Origin of the sequence: Phormidium sp. FACHB-1136 (assembly GCF_014697375.1) — a bacterium.
Classification (GTDB): domain Bacteria; phylum Cyanobacteriota; class Cyanobacteriia; order Phormidesmidales; family Phormidesmidaceae; genus Nodosilinea.
The window spans coordinates 26,794-48,797 of sequence record NZ_JACJRS010000031.1; the positions used below are offsets into that span (position 1 = coordinate 26,794).

Genomic DNA, 22,004 nt, shown 5'->3' on the forward strand with positions numbered 1-22,004 from the left:
AGGCGTTAGGGTACAGGCCAGTTCTGAATAGGGAGTTTAACTATCTAAAGTTATCCAGGTCTTAAAAATGTCGCCTTAGCAATCTAATGTTGCAATTGCCGGATGGTCGCCGCCTCTGCAACTCTCGTCCCGGTGTTTTAGAATCATCTAACCCGGACTCCCCCCTTTGGCTCCCGACCTAGATTTTCATCGTTGCCCATGGCCCCCTCCACCTCTTCCCTGCGCCCCACCGCCCCCGGCCCCTCCCCCTGGGATAAACTGGTGAACTGGGCCACCAGCGACACCACGCTTTACGTGGTCAAGCGCATTTTGCAGGCGTTGTTGACCTTGCTCCTAGCCTCGGCCCTGAGCTTTTTTGTGATTCAACTGGCACCGGGCAACTTTTTGGATCAGTACCGCCAAAGCCCCCAGTTTTCCGAAGAAACCCTAGCCCAGCTCGAAGCCCAGTTTGGCCTTAATCAACCCGTCTGGCGGCAATACCTCACCTGGCTGTACCAAGTCGTGTTCTTCGGCAACTTTGGCCTCAGTTTTGCCTACCAGCGTCCGGTGGTTGATATTCTCTGGGAACGGGTGCCCAACACGCTGCTGCTGTCCTTCGCCTCGTTTTTGGTGACCTGGGCCATCGCCATTCCCCTCGGCATTGTGGGAGCCGTCAAGCAAAACCAATGGCTAGACCGTGCCCTGCGAGTGCTAAGCTACATCGGCCAAGGGATGCCCACCATCATCACGGGTCTGTTGCTGCTATTTTTTGCCCAGCTCACCGCGCCCCTGTTTCCCATCGGCGGACGCACCAGCATCATCCACGACGACCTCAATTGGTTTGGCCAAATGTTGGATGTGGGGTGGCACCTGATTCTGCCCACCATTGCCCTCAGCATTACCGGATTTGCGGGGCTGCAACGCATTACCCGTGGCCAAATGCTGGATGTGATGCGCCAAAACTACATCCAAACCGCCCGCGCCAAGGGGTTGCCGGAGGATCGGGTGATCTACGTCCACGCCCTTCGCAATGCCGTAAACCCCCTGATTACCCTGCTAGGATTCGAGTTCGCTAGTTTGCTAGGCGGCGCGTTTATTACCGAAAACTACTTCAACTGGCCCGGTTTGGGAAAGCTCATCCTAGAGGCCGTCACCGCCCAGGATCTTTACCTGGTGATGGCCAGCCTGATGATGGGGGCCGTCATGCTGATCATCGGCAACCTTCTGGCCGACCTAGTGTTGAGTGTGGTGGATCCCCGCATTCGCCTCTCGACCATGAATTAAGGGGGACTTTTACCCTCCTGGCTCAGGGGGCAGGGGGAGATCCCAGGTGTCCAAAGCTAGATCGGATCCCGTTTCAAACGACCTCTAACCCGAATCAGCCCCAATCACCACAATGAGGGGGGGGCCTTCCCGATCCTTGTGCCTTGCGAATATCGCCAATATGCCAATATATAGCGACAAAAAGCCAGCTTGTTGAGAAGTATGGATCCACACTATTTTACAGGACGTAAACTTTTCCCAAGTTCTCCTCCGTATCGTGGCGTCAGATAGTTCTGAAAAATATGATGGAACCGTCGTTCCTTTGGCCTGAATGAATGAATCAGGAGAACTGACCCATGGCATTGACGATAATTCTGCTGGTGCTGGTGCTGGCGGGTGGGTTTATGATCGCCAATCTATACAACCAATTGGTGACCAAACGCAATCGCTACAAAAACGCCTACGCCCAAATTGATGTGCAATTGCAGCGACGGTACGACTTAATTCCTAACTTGGTGGAAAGCGTCAAGGGTTATATGGCCCACGAACAGGGCACCCTCACGGCGGTAATCAATGCTCGCAATTCGGCCCTCACCGCCAGTCGGGCGGCGTCCCAGGCTCCGGGCGATCCCCAGGCGATGCAGCAGTTGGCGGCGGCGGAAGGTGCCCTCACCGGAAGTCTGGGCAAGCTGTTTGCCCTCTCAGAAAGCTACCCCGACCTCAAGGCCAACCAAAACATGGGCCAACTGATGGAGGAACTCTCCTCCACGGAAAACCGGATTTCCTTTGCCCGCCAAGCCTTTAACGACGCCGTCACCTTCTACAACACGGCCCGCGAAAGTTTCCCCAGCAACCTGATCGCCAGTTCCTTCAACTTTGGCCCAGCGGAATTACTGGAGGAAGTGGCCCCAGAGGTGAGAGAAGCACCCAGGGTGTCCTTTAGTTAACGTCAGCAGACGTCAGCGATGAGCCAGGGAGTTCACTCCCCGGTGGTTATGCACAGAGCGCGAAGGACTCAAAGTCCAAGGCTCAGAGCAAAAATCCTCTAAGGAGGATTGGGGTGTAGGGCATAGGCCTTTTGAGGGGAAAGCTACGGCCTGTCTGTAGTGATCCGTCCTCTGTCCATGTTGATGTTTTGGGAAGTGCCGTTCCTAATTGCCTTGGGGCACCATGAATTTCTTTGAACACCAAGACCAGGCCCGTCGCAACACCACCTACCTGGTGTTCCTGTTTGGGCTGTCGGTCATGCTGATGATTCTGGCCTTCTATCTCGTGGCGATTGTGACTATCTTGGCCAACGCAGAGGGTAAGGTAAGTTGGTGGCAACCGGGTCTGCTGGTGTTGATTGCCCTAGCCACGGTGATTGTCATTGGTGTAGGCAGCATTAGCAAGATGATGGCCCTGCGCGAAGGGGGAGCGGGCTTAGCCCGCAGCCTAGGCGGACGGCAAGTAACGCCCCAAACCCAACATCTCAAGGAAATGCAGTTGCTGAATGTAGTTGCTGAAATGGCCCTGGCGGCAGGCACCCCCATTCCGGCAGTTTATTTGCTAGAACACGAGGCCAGTATCAACGCCTTTGCCGCCGGTTTTTCTGCCGAAACAGCGGTGATTGGCGTTACCCAGGGTTGTCTAGATCAGCTCAGCCGCGACGAATTGCAAGGGGTGATTGGCCACGAATTTAGCCACATCGTCCACGGCGATATGGGGCTAAACCTGAAGCTAATTGGGGTGTTGCAGGGGCTGCTGCTGATCCACATTTTGGGGCGCATCATTTTGCGCGGCATGGATTCTGGCAGCCGTAGCAGCAGCAACAACAACGATAAGATCGGTGGCATCATCGTGATTGCAGGAATCGCGATGGCGGTGATTGGCAGTGTTGGGCTGTTCTGCGGGCGGCTGATTAAAAGTGCCGTCTCTCGCCAGCGGGAATTTTTGGCGGATGCCTCGGCGGTGCAGTTTACCCGTAATCCCGATGGCCTCGCCGGAGCCTTGACCAAGCTGGGGCAGCTTTCTAACGGTTCCAAAATTATGGCCCCTACCGCCGAGGAAGCCAGCCACCTGTTTTTTGGGGAAGCCCTGCCTGGTGTGGCGATGTTTGGCAGTTTGTTCTCCACCCATCCTCCCCTGCAAGATCGCATTCGCCGTCTGGGTAAGGTGCCCACCTTTGTCTCGGTCACCTCCTCCAGCCATCCCTCAACCTTGGCGGAAGGGCTGATGATGGGCTTGGGCGAAGCCCCTGCCGCCTCGACCGTCTCGGTTCAGGGAAGGTCATCCCAAACCGTCTCCGCTTCACCCCCACCCCCCAAAACCCCATCTCCCCAAACCTTCATGGCCGCCATTGGCACCATCGACGGACGCCGCCTCGCCCAGGTACAGCAGTTTCTCCAAGCCCTAGACCCTACCCTAAAAACCGCCCTCTATCGGCCCGACAGCGCTCAGGATCTCGTATTTGCCCTGCTGTTCGATAGCCAAACATCCGTCCAAGACCAGCAGATCCAAATCCTCACTTCCGCCCATGGCGACGCCTGCGCCCAGCGGGTGATGGCCCATCACCAAGCCCTGAACAGCCTAGACAGCCGCCATACCCTCTCGCTGCTAGAGTTGACCATTCCTGCCCTAAGAACCCTTTCTACCGAGGATCGTCACCGCTTTTTTGGCACCCTGCAAGGGTTGATCAAAGCCGATGGCCGTCTGTCCCTTTCTGAGTATGTGCTTCAGCTCATTCTGCGAAAACGGTTGACCCACGATCCCAAGGCCACCCAATCCAAACCAGCCATCACCACCCTGGATGCGCTCTGGGCCGATGCCGTCATCCTGTTGAGTGTGCTGGCTCGCATGGGGCACAGTAAGACAGAAGATGCCTTCTATGCCCTCACATCGGGCCTATACCAGTTACCAGGGGCCAAAAAACAGACCCTCCCGACCGCCCTTGCCCCGGTCAAGCTCACCCATTTGGGCAAAAGTTTGGCCACCCTAGAACAGGCCACCCCCAAGCTCAAACAGGCCATCGTGGACGCCTGTGCCCACACGGTGCTGGCCGATAACACCATCACCCCCCAGGAAGCGGAACTGCTGCGGGCCGTGGTGATGGTTTTGGACTGTCCGGCCCCGCCTTTTTTGGCCTAGGGTGCTTTCGCAAAACCCTGCACCACCCAGAGACCTTACTAATTCGGTAGACACCTGCGTTTACTTCGACCGTTTGATGCGACGAGAGGCACCCCATGGATTCCCTAGAACGCTTTCACGGCTGTTTACTCGGTTTGGCGGTGGGGGATGCCGTGGGCACCACCGTAGAATTCCGCCCCAGGGGCAGCTTTCCGCCCATGACCGATATGGTGGGCGGCGGCCCCTTTGGGCTCGAACCAGGCCAGTGGACGGACGACACCTCCATGGCATTGTGCTTGGCCACCAGCTTGGTTGAGTGCGGTGGCTTCGACCCCCTAGATCAAATGCAGCGCTACGGTCGCTGGGCCGAGGAAGGCTACCTTAGCAGCACAGGCCGTTGTTTCGATATTGGCAATACCGTCAGCCAAGCCCTGAGCCAGTTTCGGCAAACGGGGGAACCCTTCAGCGGATCCAGCCACCCTCGGTCGGCGGGCAACGGCTGTTTGATGCGACTGGCTCCGGTGCCGATGTTTTTCTATCCCGATGCGGCCCAGGCCGTTTGGTTTTCGGGGGAAAGCTCCCGCACCACCCACGCCGCCCAGGAATGTATTGAGGCCAGCCGTCTGTTTGGGGCCATGCTAGTACGGGCCTTGGCCGGAGCCAATCGGGAGGACATTCTCAGCCATCACGATGATCTGAATCTGGAAATCCCCACCCTTCAGTCCATCGCGGCAGGGGAGTACCAAAGCCTGGATATTGATCACATTCGCGGCAGTGGCTACGTCGTCGAAAGCCTGACCGCCGCCCTCTGGTGCTTTTGGAATACCACCACCTACGCCGAAGCCATCCTCGCCGCCGCCAACCTAGGGGACGATGCCGACACCACCGCCGCCATCTGTGGCCAACTGGCCGGAGCCTACTACGGCCTCAGCGGCATTCCCCAACCTTGGCAAGATCGCCTCACAGATCGAGAGGCCATCCTCACCCTCGCCAGTCGGCTATACCAGGCTTAGCCCTCCGTTGTCAGCGACCTTACCTTGCAAGGCCATACCTCACAGGTTGTTGGTAAATTCTTCGACGGTAACTTGTGCCTGTTTAAGAATTCCAGTCAGCGTACCCACTTTTAATTCTCGATGCATTGGGATCACGCAGCCCACTAAACCAATCTTCGGTGACCTTCTTCATCACAACGTGACTGCCCGTTTGACGAACTTGCTCAAAGCCCAGGCGTTCAAGAGGCCGAATCGCTTCTTTGCTAGAGATCCGGGGCAGCTTAGGCATAGCTAACCTCGATGCTAGTTACCAGTCTAGGTGACGTTTCAGGGTGGGGAAATTCCTCTAGATAGAGCCGCGTTGCCTCCTTCAATCCTGCGATGGCTTCCTCAATAGTTTCCCCTTGGTCAACCGTACCAACCTCTGGACATTCAGCAATATACATCTCATCTTCTCTGTGAAGAATGACCGTAAAACTACGACTTTTCATAGCCCGCTTGCCTCTGAGCCTTTCACCGTGAGGATAGCATTTCCGCTGCTTTTGGCCCCATGTTCAGGCTAGGCAAACGAACCGAAGGCGGATTCAGAGTTGTCTCCTTGCCTGACGGCTTCCCCTAGTCGCGAATTGGAAGAATTGACGATTCCCAATCTTGGCCATAGCCCTTGCCCCAGGGTTGCTCAGGGTTGCCTCTGGGCGGTAAGCTCAATCCACCGAGTTGGGGAGATGTGGTGGGGATTTCAGAGCAAACCGTCGTTGTTAATGGGTTGACCTGGTTCTATAGGGAAGCGGCCCCCGTGGGAGAAAGCCCCAAACTTCCGGTACTGCTGCTCCACGGGCTGGTGTCCCAGGGCTATAGCTGGCGCGGTGTTATGCCCACCCTGGCAGAACAGGGCTTTCGATCCATTGCCCCAGACTGGATCGGCCACGGTTTTTCAGAAAAGCCCGACAAACGCGACTTTGCCTACACCCCCGCCGCCCTGGTAGAAGCCCTCGGCCAGTTTTTAGATGCCCTGGAGGTGCCCAAAGTCCACCTCGTTGCCCAAGGATTTTTGGGCCATGTGGGCATTCAGTTTGCCCTACAAAACCCCGACCGGGTAGATCGCCTCGCCATTATCAACGCGCCCATTCGTGCCGAAGCCAAGCTGCCCTGGAAAATGCGCCAGTTCGGCATTCCCCTAGCTGGAGACATGATTACCCAGGATCCCATCCTGGTAGACCGCACCCTAGAAGGTGGTGGCCCCTACCAAATCGACGACGACGATTTAGACATCTACCGTCGCCCCTTTCTGCAAAGCTCCGATGTGGGCCGCGCCCTACTAGTCACCGTGCGCCGCATGGATTTACCCGCCACCACCGCCACCATCGAAACGGGCCTGAAAACCTGGGATCATCCTACCCTGCTGCTGTGGGGCATGAATGATCCTTGGTTGCCCCTAAGCCTAGCCGAAACCTGCCTGAAAGACCTGCCCAACGGCGAACTCAAAACCCTAGAAGAAGTCGGCCACTATGCCCAAGAAGACTGGGCCGAAAAAGTCGCAGACGCCCTCAGCATCTTTTTGCGACAGATGGCAGTTTAACCTCGTTCCCGACTTTACCAAATTCCTATTACCTATCCAAGGATTGGGGAGGAGAATTATCGATCAGCCCCTCTCTTTGTCGGATCAGTTGTTCTAGTTCTGCGACGATATCCTGAGCCTCGTCTGAAAATTTCCTGGCAAAGATAACTTCTCCAGTACCATATCCATCGCTCACGACAATGGACGGATTGGCGGCGAAGAATTGCAAATGCTTATCCGTCAAAGAGACTGGGCTACCACCCCCCTCGCTCCAGTCCGTATAAGTTAGGTTTCTGCCAACCTTTGCTTTATAGGGTGAGTTGCCAAGGATGGTTTGAAAAAATGATTCGTCGGGACAAATAGTATTCTTAAAGAAATTCACAATTCGAGTCTCTCGACTAACAAAATTCTGGATATATTCGCAGGCTGGCCGAGAAAGTGCCCACCATGTGCTGCCTCCGTAGGGAATCAAACCCCTAAGATAGGCGTCATAGTTGCGCTGTTTTGGAGTAGCGCCAAGCTTCACCATGCCTTTTCTAAGTATCCGAATCAACCTTGAGTTGCTGGGACGTACTTTGTAGGTTGTTAGTCGGGAAATTGGTTTCCCCATGGCTTCACAGGGCATCTGAACAAGGTTGATAAACTCTGTGCCATGGTTGCGATCAAAGAAGTTTTCAATCCCCGCAGCAGACTTGAGGGGGAAATCGGTGCCGCTGATCAGAACAAAGTAATCAAACTTGGGCCGTTGACTAAGCGCCATTTTTAATAGAGATAAGATGGCTTTGACCTGTGAAAAGTCTCCCCAATACACAGGTATTCTTTTCTCTGAAAAATAAACATTATGGCCATGAATACCTGAAAATAGATCTAGATCGGATTTGCGATCAATGTGAATAAAGCAGGCAGACAAGTTCGATGAAAGTGCTGTGATCAGTCGTTGTAAATGATTTGGATGATTATGGGCAAGGATGAGGTAGGCTACTCTCATTTAAGCGTCCAATTTTGGCTTAGAAGCTATTATACTATTGCTACCCATTCCTAGGATTGATGCTTCGGTAGTAGCGGTCGTCTGAACTTTGCCCGTAGAAGTCTCACCAGCGATCAACACAAAACCGAGGTGAGGAGGTCTTGTCATTGAGCCAACCTTTGATGCCCCAAAGGAGCCTGGTAGTCTACGCCACCCCCAATCGGCAAAAATCCGTCACCATAGGAACAGTGCCAGTAAACCTGTATCTTTGTACCGTTTGGGAAACCGCGATGGGCGACTTCAACATTCAGGCCCCCTTTGAACCGATGGGCGATCAGCCCAAGGCCATTGCCGGACTCACCCAGTTTTTGAAGGACAACACCCGCTACCAAACCCTGTTGGGGGCCACGGGCACGGGCAAAACCCACACCATCGCCCGCGTCATCGACAATCTGGGCAAGCCGACCCTGGTGCTGGCCCACAACAAAACCCTAGCGGCCCAGCTTTGCAATGAGCTGCGGGAGTTTTTCCCGGACAACGCCGTGGAATACTTCATCAGCTACTACGACTACTACCAGCCGGAAGCCTATATCCCGGTGACGGATACCTACATCGCCAAAACCGCCTCGATTAACGAAGAAATCGACATGCTGCGGCACTCGGCCACCCGGTCGCTGTTCGAGCGGCGGGATGTGATTGTGGTGGCCTCCATTAGCTGCATCTACGGCCTGGGGATGCCTGCGGAATACCTGAAGGCCTCGATTCCGTTGCAGGTGGGGATGGAGGTAAACCAGCGTCAGGTGTTGCGCGACTTGGCCCAAATTCAGTACGAGCGCAATGATTTAGACCTGGGTCGAGGGCGGTTTCGGGTGAAGGGCGATGTGCTGGAAATCGGCCCCGCCTACGAAGACCGCATTATTCGAGTAGAGTTTTTTGGCGACGAAATCGACGCCATCCGCTACGTCGATCCCATCACCGGGGCCACCCTACAAAGCATGGAGGGGCTGAGCATCTACCCGGCCAAGCACTTTGTTACCCCCGAAGAACGGGTGGATGAAGCCTGCAAAGCCATCCAAGAAGAACTGGCGGAACGGCTGGAAGCCCTGGAAAAAGAGGGTAAGTTACTCGAAGCCCAGCGCCTCGAACAGCGCACCCGCTACGACCTAGAGATGATCCGAGAGGTGGGCTACTGCAACGGCGTGGAAAACTACGCCCGTCACCTAGCCGGACGCCCCGCCGGATCGCCGCCGGAATGTTTGTTGGATTACTTCCCGAAGGACTGGCTGCTGGTGATCGACGAATCCCACGTCACCATCCCCCAAATTCGCGGCATGTATAACGGCGACCGCAGCCGCAAAATGGTGCTGATCGACCACGGCTTTCGCTTGCCCAGTGCCGCCGACAACCGTCCCCTCAAGGCCGAGGAATTTTGGGAAAAGGTGAACCAGTGCGTCTTCGTTTCCGCCACACCAGGGGATTGGGAAATGGAGATTTCCGAGGGCAAGGTGGTGGAACAGATCATTCGCCCCACCGGAGTTCTGGATCCAGAACTGTTTGTGCGCCCCACCGAAGGCCAAATCGACGACCTGCTGGGGGAAGTGCGCGACCGGGCGGCACGGCAGGAGCGCGTCCTCGTCACCACCCTGACCAAACGCATGGCCGAAGACCTGACCGAATACCTGGAAGAAAACGGCGTGCGGGTGCGCTATCTACACTCCGAAATCCACTCCATCGAGCGGATTGAAATTATCCAAGACCTGCGGGACGGCAACTATGACGTGCTGGTGGGGGTCAACCTGCTGCGGGAGGGGCTAGACCTGCCCGAAGTCTCCCTAGTCGCGATTTTAGATGCCGACAAAGAGGGCTTTTTGCGGGCCGAGCGCTCCCTGATTCAAACCATCGGGCGGGCGGCGCGTCACGTGCGGGGGCAAGCCATCCTCTACGCCGACAATTTGACCGACAGCATGGCCAAAGCCATCGACGAAACCGAACGCCGCCGCACCATCCAAACCGCCTACAACCAGGCCAACGGCATCACCCCTAAACCCATCGAACGCCGCAAGAGCAATTCCATCCTCTCGTTCCTCGATATTTCCCGCCGTCTCAATGCCCAAGAACTCGAAACAGCCTACGAACACAAGGAAGAGCTACCCCTAGAGGACATCCCCGAACTGATTGGCCAGCTCGAAAAACAGATGAAGGAAGCCGCCAAAAATCTGGAGTTTGAGGAAGCCGCCAAATACCGTGACCGGATCAAAACCCTGCGCGATCAACTGTTGGGCAAACGGGCCTAGGAAACCGTTGGGGGGCGATCTCCCCCTAGCCGAGCAATTTTTCGATCCCAGCCATGGGGCATCTGTAACGGCAATCGATCCGCCATTTCGTCTATACCGAACACTTTAGAGCCGCATTTTTTAATAGGCTTCTGGAAGCGTTATATTAAATTAAGCAAGCCCACTGAGCAAAATAATTCATGGTTGTCGCGTCAGACCTCACCTCCCTAAATCAGCGTGGGTTGACAGGCGATGCTCAAATTCTGAGGCAAGTTTTTGACTCTGTTGATGCTGCCAGTTGCCCGCACACCTACAATTTTCATATGCATACGGTGTGCTCAGACGGCAAGCTCACCCCCGCTGCCCTCATGGAGCAAGTGATTGCCATTGGGCTGCAAGCCCTGGCCATCACCGACCACCACAGCCTGCGCGGCTACCACCAGGCCAAAGCTTGGCTAGAGGATTGGCGCTGGCGACATCCCACCCCCCTCGGCCAGCGAAAAACACCCCACCTGGGGGAATCCGCCCCTCGTCTCTTCACCGGGGTAGAAATTAACGCCCTCCTCGCCGATACTGAAGTGCATTTGCTGGGCTACGGCTTTTCCCCTCACCATGCAGCCATCGCTCCCTACCTCCAAGGATCGGCCCCACGGGGGCCGATGAAGTCCGCCACGTCGGTCATCCAGGCCATCCAAGCGGCTGGGGGATTGGCGGTGTTGGCCCACCCGGCTCGCTATCGGGTATCCGCCGAGGTGCTGATCACCCACGCCGCCGCCCTCAATATCGACGGGATAGAAGCCTACTACGCCTACAGCAACCCCGACCAGTGGGAACCCTGCCCTCGCCACACGCCGCAGATTGAAGCCCTGGCCCGTCGCCACCGCCTACTCACCACCTGCGGCACCGACACCCACGGATCCAACCTGCTACGTCGGCTATAGTCCAAGCCAAAGCCCAGGTCAAATCCGTGGGGTGTAGGATTCGTGATCTGACCTAGTAGCTTTCGTCGGTGGTCACGGTGTGCAGGGCGAGATCGTGGTTGGCCTGGTTCAGACGGTCGGCAATGGCCTTGCGCCACTTGAGGCTGACCTGCTCATCGGCGAGTACATCCTGGGCCTCTTCTCGGTAAACCGCTCCCTGCGCCGTATCGACCTCTTCAATGTGCTGGAGATGGGAAAAAACTTCTTTGGGGGTCGTCATCGTTTTGTCCTTGCGTCCGTTATGGCAATGAATATGGCCTTGTGGTCATGGTTTTTATTGTGAGCTAGAAGGCTCGCTATCCGCCATTTCCCTAGGGAACCTTTACGCCTTGAAATGCTTGTTTGCAGTTCTCAGCAGAACTTTGCAATGGTGGCAGGGTGAAACCGTCCTTCGGTATGATGGCTCCACCGTTGCCGGGAGAGGCCATGGACGACACCACCAATTGCGAAAAGCTGGCCACCGTCTTAAATCGCGCTGGGGATCAGGGAAAAGGATCCTTTTGCAAAATGCTCTGGGGGAACCAGCCCGATACCGTCCAGGCCCAACTGAAACCCCTGCTCAGCGCCAACACCCTCGAACTCCTCAGCCAGCCGGATTTAGGACAAGACTGGGGACGGGCTAGTATTTGATGCGGTCGTTGTCGGATTGTTGGGTGTTTTTGGGAGCGGTTTGTTTCACCACAAAGTCGATAATTTTGCCCCCCACATCAATCCCGGTGGCTTGTTCGATACCCTCTAAACCGGGGGAGGAGTTCACCTCCATCACTACGGGGCCGTGGTTAGATCGCAGCAGATCGACCCCGGCCACCCGGAGCCCCATGGCCCTGGCGGCACGAATGGCGGTGCTTCGTTCCTCTGGGGTGAGGCGCACCCGACTGGCGGATCCACCCCGGTGCAGGTTGGATCGAAATTCCCCCGGTGCGCCCTGGCGTTTCATGGCGGCGACGACCTTATCGCCAATCACGAAGCAGCGAATATCCATCCCCCCCGCTTCTTTGATGAACTCCTGCACCAGAATGTTGGCATCCAGGCCGCGAAAGGCTTCGATGACGGACTTGGCGGCCTGTTGGGTTTCCGCCAGCACCACGCCAATGCCCTGGGTGCCCTCCAGCAGCTTAATCACCAGGGGAGCACCGCCCACAATGTCCACAAGGCCATCGATGTCTTTGGTGGAGTGGGCAAAGCCCGTGACAGGCAGGCCAATGCCTCGGCGGGCCATGATTTGCAGGGATCGCAGTTTGTCCCGCGAACGAGAGATGGCCATGGAGGTGTTGGCAGTAAACACTCCCATGATTTCAAACTGACGCACCACCGCCGTGCCATAGAAGGTATTGGATGCTCCAATGCGGGGGATCACCGCATCCACGCCCTCCAGGGGCTTGCCTTGGTAGAGCACCGTGGGTTTGTGGGAGGTGATGTTCATGTAGCAGCGCATGTGGTCAATGACTTGCATATCATGGCCCCGCGCTTCGCCAGCCTCCTTCAGCCGCCGAGTGGAATAAAGGGAGGCATCCCTGGATAAAATCACAATTTTCATAGCAAGCCTAAGGGGCATGAACAGGTAGATAACAAAAAATTAGACTGACCTCGTGATTTCACAATCCGGGGCTTGTAGCCGCCAAAAACCCTTGAACCACCCCAGGCCCGCCCCCTTCGTGTGCAAGGATATCAGGTCTTTTCGGGTAATGGTTGCAGGTAGGAGTGTTCTGGATCAACCAGGTACCGCCGCCGCACCGCCTGCCGCCCTAGCAACAGGCGAAATCCCATCACATCGCGGTTGGTGAGGGTCAGTTCAATGGGCCAAATGTGTCCGCCCACCTGCACCGGGGTTTGAATCACCGGGCGCAGTTCTTCCTGTCCCCCCGAATTGCGTACCAAGCGCTCCTCTAGGAGCACCGCCTCCGCGATCACAATGTGGCGGTCATCGCGCTGGATGGGGTGAGCCTGAAACCGCACCATGGCCACGCCGTGGCGGTCAAAATGCTCTAGATCGAAGGCATGGAGGGCTGAGGATCGCGCTCCCGTATCCACCTTAGCCTTGATGGCCTGCACCCCCAGATGGGGCAGGGCCACCCATTCGCGCCACCCAATCACGCCATCCCACGTCCTCCTGACAGTCCCCATCCGTCACCCCAGTGCCTTCACCCAGTCACGTCCTCAGACCTCGCCTTTCTATCCTAGCGATTTGCCCTACACTATTAAGGAATATTTCAATACCTTGCCGTGACCGATACCCTCACCCGCCCTCGCCCACTGACCGCCCGCTCGTTGCCGCTCAAAACCCTGTGGGCTGATACCCTCACCGTCTTTTGGGGCGATTGGCTCGATCTGCGGGTGCGGATTCCCCAGGTGGCTTCGTCGGGCTTGGTATCGCCGTTGATCTATATTTTGGCCTTTGGCTTGGGGCTGGGCAGTGCCATCGACCAGGTGTCCACGCCGCCAGCGGGGGATACCTACCTAGAATTCATTTTGCCGGGAATGGTGGCCCTGTCCTCCATGGTGATTAGCTTTGGCGGTACCACGTTTTCCATCTGCGGGGATCGCCTGTTCACCAAAACCTTCGAGGAAATGCTGCTCTACCCGGTACATCCCCTGGCGCTGCACCTGGGCAAAATGCTGGCGGGCATTGTGCGGGGGCTGATGACCGCGAGTTCCGTGATTCTGGTGGCGGTGCTGTTCACAGGACGGGTTTGGAGCTTCATCAATCCCCTGTTTCTGTTGCTGGTGGTGCTGAACTGCGCCGTGTTTGCGGGGTTAGGGGTGATTGTCGGCCTCAATGTCAAATCCCTAGAAAGCGTGGGCCTATTCAATAATTTCCTCATCGTGCCCATGTCCTTCCTAGGCGGCACCTTTTTCGACCCCACCATGCTGCCCCCCGCCCTAAAGGTGATTGTCTACTTACTTCCCCTCACCTACACCACCATTGGCCTCCGCGCCGCCGCCTACCAGCCCCTAGCGGAATTTCCTTGGTATACCATCCCCATTCTGCTGGTGGTTGCGATTGGCTTGGCCCTCGTAGGGGCCCAGCAGTTCTCTAGCCAGCAAGACTAGGCTAGGCAGGCCGAAGGTAGAGGTAGACGCGTCATCCTTCGACGGCGATAGGCTTGGGGCTATTCTCCTCCCCTAGGTGACGGCGATGCAGGGGGGTGGGAATTTAACGACGGTGTGAGAGGGGCGGTCAGGAGGGCCGTGTCTTCCTCGGCGGAGGCGATGGCCGTTGTTTCTGAGGTTTCAGCGGGCACCAATTGGGTTTCTCCGGGAGCAGAAATGGGGCTGGGCACTAGACCCCCTACCCCCCGGTACCAGGTCTGGTAGAGGTGGGCAATGGAGGAACTAAACCCGTTGGGCAGGTTTTGTAAGGCCTCTAGGGCGTCCTGGGCGGTGGGGTAGCGGTCGCGGAAATCGCAGCGCACCATCCGGTCAATCACCTCTGACAGGCCGCTGGAGACCCCTGGGGCGTAGGATCGCCAGTGGATTTCGCAGGTTTCAGGATCTTCCTCAAGGCGATGGGGTTGCAGCCCGGTCAAGGCCCGAATCCCCATAATGCCCACGGCATAGACATCGCTGCTGAAGCGAGGTTTGCCAGCGCACTGCTCGTTGGGCATATAGCCCTTTGTGCCAACGGCCACCGTGGGCTGGGTCGTTTCGGGGCTAGCCTGGGGGGGAGAGGTGGCCGGGGTGGTTGGCCGTACCTGTTTGACGGCCCCGAAATCAATCAGCACCACCTTGCCATCTCGGTGGCGGCGAATCAGGTTGGAGGGCTTCACGTCCCGATGAATTACCTGGTGGCGATGGACGAAGGCCAGAATTTCCAGCACCTCCTGCAAGAGTAAGACCACCCGTGTTTCTGACCAGGGCTTGCCCACCTCCATTTGGCGGCTGAGGCGACTACCCTCAACGTATTCTTGGGCGAGATAGACCTCGCCGCCTTCCTCAAAATGGGCCAGCAGCGTGGGGATTTGGGGATGCCCGCCCAGTTGGTAGAGCACCTGGGCCTCGGCCTCAAACAGCCGACGAGCCAGGGCGAAGGTATCGGGGTCTTGGTTCTGTAGCTTAAACTGCTTCAGGACGCACCTGGGATGGGTAGGCAGGTGCAGATCCGCCGCCAGAAACGTTTGGCTAAAACCACCAGAGCCGAGCGGCCTCAGCAGTTGGTAGCGCCCGCCCAGGGGTGTCGCTACCATGCCACTTCGGATCTCAGCATCCGGCATAGACAACTCGCTACCGCTGGCCGGGAGGCACGGCGGCAGATCACAGGCCAGCGAGGCGGAGCCAGGGTCAAGGTGGTTGGCAGGGCGGCCCATGGATTGCAGATGTGCGCCGATCTAATGGGGAAACGTGACAGAACTTTACCTCAAAAAACCATTCCGTTGGCGTCGCCAACGGTACTGAAGCTCAAGTTGATCCTGGGGAGGGGGCATCCGTACACCAACCTAATTTTACCGACCGTTGGCCCTCGTCCTCTGTGTCACTCTGTGTCAAAAGTCTGCGTTTTGTATCGAGCGTGGCTGGGGAAGTGTGAAAACCTACAGACCGATCTCATTTTGCCTCCTAGGGTTGGGCATACTGGAGAGTATCGATACAATCAGGGAACCATGATGGCTCGCCCACCGTTAAAGCTTGGGGCAATCCTCCAGACATCGATCCGCAGTCGCCTATCCCGGCCCTGTCTATTGGCTTTGTCCACTGAGGATTTTTGTCGCTATGCTCGACCTTGCTAACCTCCAGACCCCCTTGGATGTGGCTATTCTAGACCACCTGCCCGACGCCATTGTCGTGGTGGGGCACCAGGGCCAGCTTCTCTTTTGTAACCACCAGGCCAAGGTTTTGCTGGCGGGCCATTTGGCTAGCCTATGGGAGATCGATGGCAACGATCAGCATCGGGTGTTAGATCGTCACCATTGCCCCCTAGGGCGTGATCAACTTCCCCTAAAGCGGGTGGTGGCGGGGGAGATCCTCGAAAATGAAGAGATGGTTCTCGCCCGACGCGGTGCCGATCATTTGCTCTGGGTGGCGGTGAGCGGTGGCCCGGTGTCGGGGGACACGGCGGCGGGTATTCTCTCGCTGAGGAATATTTCGGCCTACAAACAACGGGAGAGCCAACTGCACCGCCGAGCCTACCAGGATGATCTCACCCAATTACCCAATCGGGCCGCCCTGATTGACCACGTCAATGACCTCCTGGCCCAGGGGCGGGAGGCGGAGTCTATGGCGCTGTTGTTCATCGACTTAGACCGCTTTAAGGCGGTGAACGATAGCCTGGGGCACTGGGTGGGCAACCAACTGCTAGCCGATCTCGGTCGGCGGTTGCAGCAAACCCTCCCCGATCATGCCCTGATGGCTCGCCTAGGGGGGGACGAGTTTGCCCTGGTGGTCGATCACCTCACCAGCTCAGACGAGGCCATTGCCCTAGCGGAGGCGCTGCGCCACACGATTACCCAACCCTTCCACCTCGCCAACCACGATCTCTATATTGACGCTAGCATTGGCATTGCCCCCGGCCCCGGCCCCTACCGCCACGCCGAAGACTGGCTGCGCGATGCCGACACCGCCATGTATCAGGTCAAGGATCTGGCGGATCGCCATTGGTGCATGTTCGACAAATCGTTGCAGAACCTCGATAGCCATCGACTTCAGTCGGAAATGGCCCTACGCCAAGCCCTAGAGCAGAACGAACTGCGGCTCCACTATCAGCCCATCGTCACCATTAGTAATCAGGCGATTATCGGCTTTGAAGCCCTAGTGCGCTGGCAACACCCAGACCGGGGACTGCTGATGCCAGGGGAATTTATTGCCATTGCCGAGGCCAGCGGCCTGATTATTCCCCTCAGTTGGTGGGTGTTGGAGGAAGCCTGCCGCCAAATGCAGGCTTGGACAGAGGCTTACCCCGGCATAGCCCATTTCACCGTCAGCGTGAATATGTCTAGCAAGCAGTTTTTCCAGAAAGATCTGGTGGAAAAAGTGCAGGCTATCCTCACCAAAACAGGCTTTGATCCCCATCGGCTGAAGTTGGAAATCACCGAAGGCGTGCTCATCGACCACTCTGATTCCATCATCGCCACCCTCGAACAACTGCGGGCCATAGGCATTCGTCTTGCCGTAGACGACTTTGGCACGGGCTATTCCTCCCTCAGTTACCTGCACCGCTTCCCCTTCGACTGCCTCAAGATTGACCGATCCTTCATCGAAAACGCCGACCAAGACTTTGAAAAGCTGGAAATCCTTCAGTCTGTGGTGCGCCTCGCCTGGAACCTGGGCCTAGATGTGGTGGCTGAAGGGGTGGAAACCCACCGCCACTATGCCCAACTCAAAGCCCTCCGCTGCGAGTCGGGTCAGGGCTATTTGTTCTCCAAACCGTTGCCCCCCGATGCCGTGGAACAGGTGCTTCAACAAGAAACTAGCCGTAGCTAAGACGAACGCGACGGCTTACACTCAATCCAGCTTGCCTGCCCCCGGTATCAGCGGACGAGGAGATCTCGCCCCTAGGGTTTGATGGGCTGGGAATCGGGGTTATCCAATGAGGATTTGGTATTAGAAGCAAAGTAAAGATGGATTAGGGGCGAAGCAAGATCACCGGGGACAACCGATAGAAGGCCCATGGGAGGTCAGATCGTGGCCATGTTCTCCGAGGAACGCTAGGGCCGCCCTTAACCGTTGATGGAAACCTTAACCCCGACTTCCTCCCGCTTGGCAACTGGGGCGGAGAGGTGGGCTGGAATGGGCTGCATGGGGGCCACGGTGCGGGCAGACTCAGGGGTCATCATGGCCGATTGTTCCGTCGCTTGTTCGAGGTGACCTGCTGACTGGGCGGCTTCAGCGGCATCCATCTGGTCGCAAATGGCCTTGGCTAGGGTCATGGCGGCGTAGATGCCCCCAAGGTAGAGCACGAAGTCAAAGGCCCCAAAGTAAACCTGAAACATGGGGGGTATCCTCCCAATGGGTCAATTTGTTCCGCTGATATTACCGCATTCTTGGGATGAAGGGAGCTACCCTACCACCCCATGGCCCTAGATCTAGCGCCTGGACATATTCCTCCGTGGCGGGGGATTTAGCCTCAGGCATACATTATTGAAAGCTATCAATCAGACCCAAAAAACAAATTGTCCCTAATCAATCTGTACCTTTCTTTTTGGGACAGTCATTGGTTAAACTCTATCCTATGTAGATAGCATTAAGTCTATCGAAAACTAAAGTTGATTGATTAAAGTCAATTTACTTTAAGATCTTTTCAGGTTTCAACCCACGACCTAACGCCCTTCTTTGCTGTCCCGTTGCCAGAGAGTAGCCTGTCTATGACCCTGTTCCTCACTCCGCTCTTGGCCGAAACGAGCTGGCTGATCCCGCTCTATCCCCTGATGGGGGCGCTGCTCACCATCCCCTGGTCGCCTGCCATGATTCGCCGCACGGGGCCACGTCCGGCGGGTTATATCAATATTGTGACGACGGCTTTTGCCTTGATTCACAGTCTGCTGGCGTTTATGGCTTTTTGGGGCAAGTCATCGCCCCAGTTTTTCTTTGCCCCCTGGCTCAATGTGGCGGGGCTGGATCTCACCATTCCCCTGGAGGCCGACGCCATTACCCTAGGGGCCTGTGTGCTGATTACCAGCCTCAATCTGCTGGCCCAAATCTACGCGGTGGGTTATTTGGAGATGGATTGGGGCTGGGGACGGTTCTTCGCCATGATGGCCCTGTTCGAGGCGGGCATGTGTGGCCTGGTGTTGTGTAACTCCCTGCTATTTTCCTACATGCTGCTGGAGATCCTCACCCTGGGCACCTACCTGCTGGTGGGCTTTTGGTACAACCAATCCCTGGTGGTGACGGGGGCGCGGGATGCCTTTTTGACCAAGCGCGTCGGCGACCTGGTGCTGCTGATGGGGGTGCTCGCCATCTATCCCCTCACCCATACTTGGGACTTTCGGGAACTAGCGGCCTGGGCACAGACGGCAACCGGGATTGAACCGAGTTTGCTGACGCTGATCGGCATTGGCCTGATTGCTGGACCCATGAGTAAGTGCGCCCAGTTTCCGCTGCACCTGTGGTTGGATGAGGCCATGGAAGGCCCCCTACCCAGCACCATTCTGCGGAATGCCGTGGTGGTGACAACCGGGGTGTGGATTCTGGTGAAACTGGAACCTGTGATTGCCCTGTCTTCCACCGCTAGCGCCTTTGCCATTGCGGTAGGCACGGTAACGGCCATAGGGGCGACGTTGATTTCCGCCGCCCAGATCGACATTAAACGGGTGCTGTCCTACCTCAGCAGTGCCTACATGGGGCTGATGTTCATTGCCGTGGGTGCCCACCTGCCCAATGTGGCCCTGCTGCTGGCCCTGATCTACGCTCTGGGCATGGCCACGCTGGTGATGGGTTCGGGGTCGATTGTTCTCAGCGTCATCACCCAAGATTTGACCCAGATGGGTGGGCTGTGGGGTCGGCGTCCGGTAACGGCCATGTCGATGCTGGCTGGAGCGGCTGGCCTGGTGGCGCTCCCTCCCTTGGGTGGTTTTTGGGCGATGCTGTCCCTGGTGTCGGGTCTGTGGGCGGAACAGCGGGGACTGCTGGTGGCGATTGTGCTGATTGTGAACTGGCTGGTGGCCTTTAGCCTCGCTCGGATGATTGGCCTGATTTTTGCAGGCAACACCCAACAGATGACCATCCGCGCCCCAGAACCCATCTGGCTGATGACCATCCCCATGACCCTGGTGGCGGGCTTTACCCTGCATTTGCCCCTGGTGATGGCGCAGTTGAATCTACTGCCCAACTGGGCCGAGGTCAGCCAAGACATGGCGCTGTTGCTCACCTGGTCGAGCATTCTGGGCGCTGCCGTGGGGACGCTGCTTTACGTCAACCGAGTGCTAGAAAGCCCCGCCAAACTGGTGCAAAAACCCCTGCAAAACCTGCTGGCCTACGATTTCTATACCCCCAAGATCTACCGCAACACCTTTGTTCTGGGCGTGGATCTGCTCTCGCGGGCAACAGACTGGCTAGATCGCTACGTGGTGGATGGCCTGGTCAACGCCATCGGGCTGGCCTCCCTCTTTGGCGGCGAAACCCTCAAATACGGCAACAGCGGACGGCTTCAGTTCTACGTGCTCACCATTGCGGTCGGCGTGGCGGTGATTGGTATTCTGCTGGGCTGGTCGTCGTTGACCGCGCTGTTTTAGGCCGAGTTTCCCCCTCACCTAGAGGCCGAGCCGCCCACCCTACGGGAAGCAAGCTACACCCTAAATCCCTCTCCCCTAGGAGAGAGGGCCAGTCTTCTCCATCACAAATCCCTATACGATTCTCGCTATGTTGCTCACTCCCCTTCTCCTAATTCCCTTGGTTGGCGCGGTGGCCATTGGCTGTTGGCCAGGGCTGTCTAGTCAGCGGTCGCGCCAGGGTGCCCTGGTGGTATCGGGGGCAGCGCTGCTGTGGACGCTGTGGCTGTTCACCCAGTTTGACCTCTCCTTCGGCGGCTTCCAGTTCCGTGAGTTTGTTCCCTGGCTGCCGTTCCTAGGGCTGAACTACGAACTCAGTTTGGATGGCTTGTCCCTGTTGATGGTAGGTCTAAACAGCCTGATCACCTGGATTGCCATCTGGAGCAGTTCCCCCGAAACCGAGCGGCCTCGGCTGTTCTATAGTCTGCTGCTGCTGGTAAGTAGCGGCGTGGCGGGGGCGTTTTTGGCCGATAACCTGCTGCTGTTCTTCCTGCTCTATGAAATTGAGCTGGTGCCCCTGTACCTGCTGATTGCCATCTGGGGCGGGGGCCAAAAGACTTACGCAGCCACGAAGTTTCTGCTCTATACGGCCCTCTCTGGGGCGCTGATGCTGGCGGGATTTTTGGGTGTGGTGTGGCTCAGCGGGGCCGAGAACTTCACCTACCAGGCGGTGATGGGTCACGGGTTGCCGATGACGTGGCAACTGATTCTGCTGGGGCTGTTGCTGGTGGCCTTTGGCATCAAAATTCCCCTGGTGCCCTTCCATACCTGGCTGCCCGATACCTACGTTTCCGCCAGTACCCCGGTAGCGATGATGCTGGGGGGCGTGCTAGCCAAACTGGGCACCTACGGCCTGTTTCGCTTTGGCCTGGGTCTATTCCCCGATGCCTGGGCAGAGCTTTCTCCCTACCTGGCCGTATGGGCAGCGGTGAGCCTGATGTATGGCGCAGTAACGGCCATTGCCCAAAAGGACATCAAGCGCATGGTGGCCTATAGCTCCATTGGCCACATGGGCTACGTGCTGCTGGGCGGCGCAGCCATGACCGACTTGGCCCTCACCGGAGCCGTCAGCCAAATGGTCTCCCACGGTTTGATTTTGGCTATCCTCTTCCACCTAGTCGGCGTGATCGAAACCAAGGTGGGCACCCGTGAACTGGATGTCCTCAACGGCCTGATGAACCCCGTGCGCGGCCTGCCTATGATCAGCGCTCTGCTGGTGTTGGGCGGCATGGCCAGCGCTGGCATCCCCGGTCTGGTGGGCTTTGTGACGGAATTTCTGGTGTTCCAGGGCAGCTATGCGGTCTACCCCATCCAAACCCTGCTGGGCGTGGTGGGCACCGGGTTAACGGCGGTGTACTTCGTGATTTTGCTGAACCGCACCTGCTTCGGCAAGCTCGATAACGCAATCGCCTACTTCCCCAAGGTCACCTTCTCCGAAAAGCTCCCGGCCTACATCCTGGCTGGCCTCATTCTCTTCCTCGGCATTCAGCCCAACTGGCTAGTGAAATGGGGCGAACCCACCGCCACCGCCATGGTCGCCCATCTGCCGATGACCCTAACCGAGGTCGTCGCCGATGAGGTGATCGAGCAACCGCCGACAGAGATTGTCCCAGACGAGGTGATCTCCTTCCCCGTCGCAACCCTCCTGCCCTAACCCCTGATCCGGCCCCCCTCTCCCCATGGGAGAGGG

The 22,004-nt window shown here is 57.2% G+C and carries 19 protein-coding genes; 12 read left to right on the forward strand and 7 right to left on the reverse strand.

Going from position 1 to position 22,004, the window contains the following annotated elements; genetic code table 11:
- The first annotated feature begins 198 nt into the window (after window positions 1–198).
- The 4 genes from H6G62_RS11430 (at window position 199) to H6G62_RS11445 (ending at window position 5,360) form a co-directional block, all read left to right on the forward strand.
- Window positions 199–1,263, forward strand: a complete 1,065-nt coding sequence (locus H6G62_RS11430; RefSeq protein ID WP_190495167.1) for an ABC transporter permease — start codon at window positions 199–201, stop codon at window positions 1,261–1,263.
- 335 nt (window positions 1,264–1,598) lie between these two features.
- The gene (locus H6G62_RS11435) at window positions 1,599–2,189 is read left to right on the forward strand and encodes a LemA family protein (RefSeq protein WP_190495169.1); all 591 of its coding nucleotides are present in this window, start codon (window positions 1,599–1,601) and stop codon (window positions 2,187–2,189) included.
- Window positions 2,190–2,412: 223 nt separating this feature from the next.
- Window positions 2,413–4,368: a M48 family metallopeptidase gene (locus H6G62_RS11440; protein ID WP_190495171.1), complete on the forward strand. Its 1,956-nt coding sequence runs from the start codon at window positions 2,413–2,415 to the stop codon at window positions 4,366–4,368.
- Window positions 4,369–4,463: 95 nt separating this feature from the next.
- Window positions 4,464–5,360, forward strand: a complete 897-nt coding sequence (locus H6G62_RS11445; RefSeq protein WP_190495173.1) for an ADP-ribosylglycohydrolase family protein — start codon at window positions 4,464–4,466, stop codon at window positions 5,358–5,360.
- A 260-nt stretch (window positions 5,361–5,620) separates the two neighbouring features.
- Here H6G62_RS11445 and H6G62_RS11455 read toward each other — a convergent pair whose 3' ends face one another.
- A complete protein-coding gene (locus tag H6G62_RS11455; protein ID WP_190495175.1) occupies window positions 5,621–5,830 on the reverse strand; it encodes a type II toxin-antitoxin system HicB family antitoxin in 210 nt (69 codons plus the stop codon).
- 173 nt (window positions 5,831–6,003) lie between these two features.
- Here H6G62_RS11455 and H6G62_RS11460 point away from each other — a divergent pair, with 173 nt between their 5' ends.
- The gene (locus H6G62_RS11460) at window positions 6,004–6,918 is read left to right on the forward strand and encodes an alpha/beta fold hydrolase (RefSeq protein WP_347239337.1); all 915 of its coding nucleotides are present in this window, start codon (window positions 6,004–6,006) and stop codon (window positions 6,916–6,918) included.
- Between the two features lie 28 nt (window positions 6,919–6,946).
- Here H6G62_RS11460 and H6G62_RS11465 read toward each other — a convergent pair whose 3' ends face one another.
- A complete protein-coding gene (locus H6G62_RS11465) occupies window positions 6,947–7,885 on the reverse strand; it encodes a beta-1,6-N-acetylglucosaminyltransferase (RefSeq protein ID WP_190495176.1) in 939 nt (312 codons plus the stop codon).
- A gap of 269 nt (window positions 7,886–8,154) precedes the next feature.
- On the opposite strand from H6G62_RS11465, the gene uvrB reads away from it, so the two are divergent.
- Together uvrB and H6G62_RS11475 are read left to right on the forward strand one after the other, a co-directional pair.
- A complete protein-coding gene (gene uvrB / locus H6G62_RS11470; protein WP_190495178.1) occupies window positions 8,155–10,158 on the forward strand; it encodes an excinuclease ABC subunit UvrB in 2,004 nt (667 codons plus the stop codon).
- 179 nt (window positions 10,159–10,337) lie between these two features.
- Entirely contained in the window at window positions 10,338–11,078 is a 741-nt protein-coding gene (locus H6G62_RS11475; protein WP_190495180.1) for a PHP domain-containing protein, read from the forward strand.
- Window positions 11,079–11,130: 52 nt separating this feature from the next.
- On the opposite strand, the gene H6G62_RS11480 is transcribed toward H6G62_RS11475, so the two are convergent.
- Window positions 11,131–11,337 carry a hypothetical protein gene (locus tag H6G62_RS11480; RefSeq protein ID WP_190495182.1) on the reverse strand — a complete coding sequence of 69 codons (207 nt, stop codon included), beginning with the start codon at window positions 11,335–11,337 and terminating at the stop codon, window positions 11,131–11,133.
- Between the two features lie 158 nt (window positions 11,338–11,495).
- On the opposite strand from H6G62_RS11480, the gene H6G62_RS11485 reads away from it, so the two are divergent.
- A complete protein-coding gene (locus H6G62_RS11485; protein ID WP_190495184.1) occupies window positions 11,496–11,747 on the forward strand; it encodes a hypothetical protein in 252 nt (83 codons plus the stop codon).
- On the opposite strand, the gene rimK is transcribed toward H6G62_RS11485, so the two are convergent.
- Both rimK and H6G62_RS11495 read right to left on the reverse strand, forming a co-directional pair.
- Complete coding sequence (rimK, locus tag H6G62_RS11490; protein WP_190495186.1) at window positions 11,737–12,654, reverse strand: 30S ribosomal protein S6--L-glutamate ligase; 918 nt, start codon at window positions 12,652–12,654, stop codon at window positions 11,737–11,739. The genes H6G62_RS11485 and rimK overlap by 11 nt on opposite strands.
- Before the next feature lie 131 nt (window positions 12,655–12,785).
- Window positions 12,786–13,211, reverse strand: a complete 426-nt coding sequence (locus tag H6G62_RS11495) for a RimK/LysX family protein (protein ID WP_347239338.1) — start codon at window positions 13,209–13,211, stop codon at window positions 12,786–12,788.
- A 129-nt stretch (window positions 13,212–13,340) separates the two neighbouring features.
- On the opposite strand from H6G62_RS11495, the gene H6G62_RS11500 reads away from it, so the two are divergent.
- Window positions 13,341–14,168 (forward strand): ABC transporter permease, encoded by an 828-nt coding sequence (locus tag H6G62_RS11500; protein ID WP_347239339.1) that lies wholly within the window; start codon window positions 13,341–13,343, stop codon window positions 14,166–14,168.
- A 59-nt stretch (window positions 14,169–14,227) separates the two neighbouring features.
- On the opposite strand, the gene H6G62_RS11505 is transcribed toward H6G62_RS11500, so the two are convergent.
- The gene (locus H6G62_RS11505) at window positions 14,228–15,421 is read right to left on the reverse strand and encodes a serine/threonine-protein kinase (protein WP_242051937.1); all 1,194 of its coding nucleotides are present in this window, start codon (window positions 15,419–15,421) and stop codon (window positions 14,228–14,230) included.
- Window positions 15,422–15,821: 400 nt separating this feature from the next.
- Here H6G62_RS11505 and H6G62_RS11510 point away from each other — a divergent pair, with 400 nt between their 5' ends.
- Window positions 15,822–17,528, forward strand: coding sequence for a bifunctional diguanylate cyclase/phosphodiesterase (locus H6G62_RS11510; RefSeq protein WP_190495190.1), 1,707 nt, complete (start codon window positions 15,822–15,824; stop codon window positions 17,526–17,528).
- A gap of 236 nt (window positions 17,529–17,764) precedes the next feature.
- Here H6G62_RS11510 and H6G62_RS11515 read toward each other — a convergent pair whose 3' ends face one another.
- On the reverse strand, window positions 17,765–18,037 hold the full coding sequence (locus H6G62_RS11515; RefSeq protein WP_190495192.1) for a hypothetical protein: 273 nt from the start codon (window positions 18,035–18,037) through the stop codon (window positions 17,765–17,767).
- Window positions 18,038–18,409: 372 nt separating this feature from the next.
- Between H6G62_RS11515 and H6G62_RS11520 the strand changes: the two genes are divergently transcribed.
- Both H6G62_RS11520 and H6G62_RS11525 read left to right on the forward strand, forming a co-directional pair.
- Complete coding sequence (locus H6G62_RS11520) at window positions 18,410–20,278, forward strand: NAD(P)H-quinone oxidoreductase subunit F (RefSeq protein WP_190495194.1); 1,869 nt, start codon at window positions 18,410–18,412, stop codon at window positions 20,276–20,278.
- A 130-nt stretch (window positions 20,279–20,408) separates the two neighbouring features.
- Complete coding sequence (locus H6G62_RS11525; RefSeq protein WP_190495223.1) at window positions 20,409–21,968, forward strand: NADH-quinone oxidoreductase subunit M; 1,560 nt, start codon at window positions 20,409–20,411, stop codon at window positions 21,966–21,968.
- The last annotated feature ends 36 nt before the right edge of the window (window positions 21,969–22,004 follow it).